Raw genomic sequence first — 2,717 nt, 5'->3', positions numbered from 1 at the left:
GATTTTATGGATTGTGTTGAATGTGATGGTGTGCAAAAAACGGGTTCACCTTACCCATAGCATTTTTGACCACTTTAATAACTTCCTAATAATTTCTGGTTCGTTATCATATTTATTTTTTCCTGCAAGAGGATCAATTCATAATAGGCGCGAATATTATCAAATTTGGCAGTAAAAAGTTTTTCGCGTTCTGATTCCATATCCGACAAATCCACTTTCCCGAGTTGATACTTTTGACGGGTCAGATCAAAATGTCTTTCAGTCAATTTTTCCTGTCTTTTTAGTAGTTCAAGGTTTTTCATTTGCTGTTGTAATAATTTCACTTGATATGCAAAATCATTATTTTTCTCTTTTTTTATATTTTTCAGATTCAGTTTAGATATTTTTAGATCCAATTTTGAAGATCTGTATGAAGGATAATTTGTTAAGGGATTTAGAAGCGGATATGAAAGAGACAACGTATAGGAACTGGAATTTGATGAGTTAAAATCATTCACTATCTTATCAACTTCTCCCCAATTCCAATTTTTGCTCATTGAAAATCTCATTGTGGGTAAAAAGCTTAATTTATCTTCAAAATAGCTCAACTTTGCTTGCTTCAAACTTTCTTTCGAATATTCAATTGATAAATTATTTTCTTCGATAAAAACAGGATTAGATTCATCCCGTTGGATAGTCATCCTACGGGATTCATCTGCAAGTTCAAAATCCAAATCCTCGAATTCGTAATTCTCCCTATCGGAGATGTTGATAAAAAAGCAAAGATTGGTTATGCTGTTTTCGTAATTGTTAGAAGCTTGCATCGAATCAATTTTTACTTGGTATAAACTGATTTTTGCCTGCTCCACATCAAGCGTCGAAGCTTTTCCATTGTCAAAAAGTGTCTGTGTATGCGACATATCCATTTTTGATTGCTTTACTTTTTGGGCTGAAATTTTCAAATATTTTTTTGCTTTCAAAACGTCAATGTATTTTGAAATAACATCATAGATGAAGTTTTTCCGATTTATTTCGTTATTCAACTTTTCCTGTTTAAGAGAAGATACGTCTTTTTTTATGGAAAAATAGCGGTAGTCATTGCTGGATATGGATTCGGATAAACTTATCGAGCCACTTTTGTTGGTTGTCCCATCAGACGTTGTGCTGGATATGCCATACTGTGCAGTCGGCAAAATATTCAGAAAGGATGAATACAGATTATTTTTTGACTGTTCCAACTCATAGTTTTGTTGAATCATCGAATATGAATTTTTCAAGCCGGATTGAATTGCTTTGTGAATGCTCAAAGTCTCTGCAAAAATAACACCGGAACAAATAGTAATTATTCCAATCAAAATTACTGCGATTTTTTTTATTTTCATTTGCTACCACCTAAAAGTTATATTATTATTAAATAAATTATATTACAAATGGCAAACATCAAGCCCAGCAAACCACCTAAAATTACAAGCGGTTTAGTGAGATACAACTTTGCTTTACTTTCCACAAATTTGATATTTTCATCTGATAGAATTTCGAGGATTCTTTCTTTGATCATATATCTTTCCAGAATCTCCGGAACAAAAACACAAATTAATTCCCTTGCAAAATGAAGCGTTATGTCAGTGATGAACTTCCGCACTTTTTCACATATAAATTCCGGCACATATTTGAAAATGTGATTGTTTAACCACCCGATAATTTTTCCTGAAAAATTGAGAGCGAATTCTCTCGGTTTTGAATTTTCAAATTCTTCGTGATTAATTTCAATGTAAGTTGTTAGTTGTTCCGAAATTTTATTTGATAATTTATCGCGTAAAAGGTACAAAAGACCAAAGGGAAGTTTCACTCCCAGCAATTTACGTTTTCTCGGATGAAAGAATATCAGGAGTAAAAAGTAGCAAAAAAATATTCCAAAAAAGATATTCAGAAAGAAACTGATAATTATCAAATACCAAGGCATTAGAAACTCCGTCCGATTCCTCCGCCCCCGCTGAGTCCACCACCGAAACCTCCAAAACCACCAAAACCACTGCCTCCACCAGACCAACCACCGGATCTGCCACCCAAACCACCAAGCAAAAGCAAGGGCAAAAATCCGATTCTACCACGCATAAAAAGAGATATGACAAGCAAAGTAATAATGAACTTAATTATTGCACCTGTAGCAGATCCTTCCCGATGCGGGATTTCTTTGGGAACTCCGGTAAGTTGAACGCCATAGTTCTTTGCAGCAACAGATGCGAGGGCAAGTGTCCCTTGCAGAACTCCCTTATTCCAATCATTTTTTTTCAGGTAAGGAACAATATAATCATCTGCAATCTGCCCACAAAGTCCATCAGGTAAAAATCCTTCTGCACCGTATCCGGTTTCAATTTTTAATTTTCGTTCTTTCACTGCAATAAGGAGCAGAACTCCTGCATCGGTTTTTTTGCTTCCAACACCCCATTTCGCATAAAGGTCGGTTGCATAACGATCCGGATCTTCACCTTGCAGATCGGGAACCACGGCAACCGCAAGTCCAAAATCTGTTTTCTGTTTCAGTTCAATCGCTATATTATCAAGCTGTTTGATTACAGAACCGGATATTACTCCGGCAAAATCATTTGCAAATCCTTTTGGCTTTGGATATACTATTTTACCTATAAGCGCAGATGAAATGAGAATAAAAAAAAGTAATATAAAAAAATGTTTTCTTTTGTTGATTAATTTCATAAATTATTTCCTATCTATCCGTT

3 protein-coding genes are annotated in these 2,717 nt (G+C 34.8%); all 3 read right to left on the bottom strand.

From position 1 onward, the window contains the following. Positions 1–74: 74 nt before the first annotated feature. The 3 genes from U9P79_00085 to U9P79_00075 are packed head-to-tail and all read right to left on the bottom strand — an operon-like array spanning position 75 to position 2,694. Entirely contained in the window at positions 75–1,361 is a 1,287-nt protein-coding gene (locus U9P79_00085; GenBank protein MEA2103032.1) for a TolC family protein, read from the bottom strand. 17 nt (positions 1,362–1,378) lie between these two features. Beyond that, positions 1,379–1,942 (bottom strand): hypothetical protein, encoded by a 564-nt coding sequence (locus tag U9P79_00080; protein MEA2103031.1) that lies wholly within the window; start codon positions 1,940–1,942, stop codon positions 1,379–1,381. After that, positions 1,942–2,694: a TPM domain-containing protein gene (locus U9P79_00075; protein MEA2103030.1), complete on the bottom strand. Its 753-nt coding sequence runs from the start codon at positions 2,692–2,694 to the stop codon at positions 1,942–1,944. Before U9P79_00075 ends, U9P79_00080 begins: the two co-directional genes overlap by 1 nt. Positions 2,695–2,717 lie beyond the last annotated feature (23 nt).

It is taken from the genome of Candidatus Cloacimonadota bacterium, from assembly GCA_034661015.1.
In the GTDB taxonomy this organism is placed as follows: Bacteria; Cloacimonadota; Cloacimonadia; order JGIOTU-2; family JGIOTU-2; genus JAYEKN01.
The sequence above is the reverse complement of the archived record's forward strand: the minus strand, read 5'-3'. Positions and strand labels throughout refer to the sequence as shown.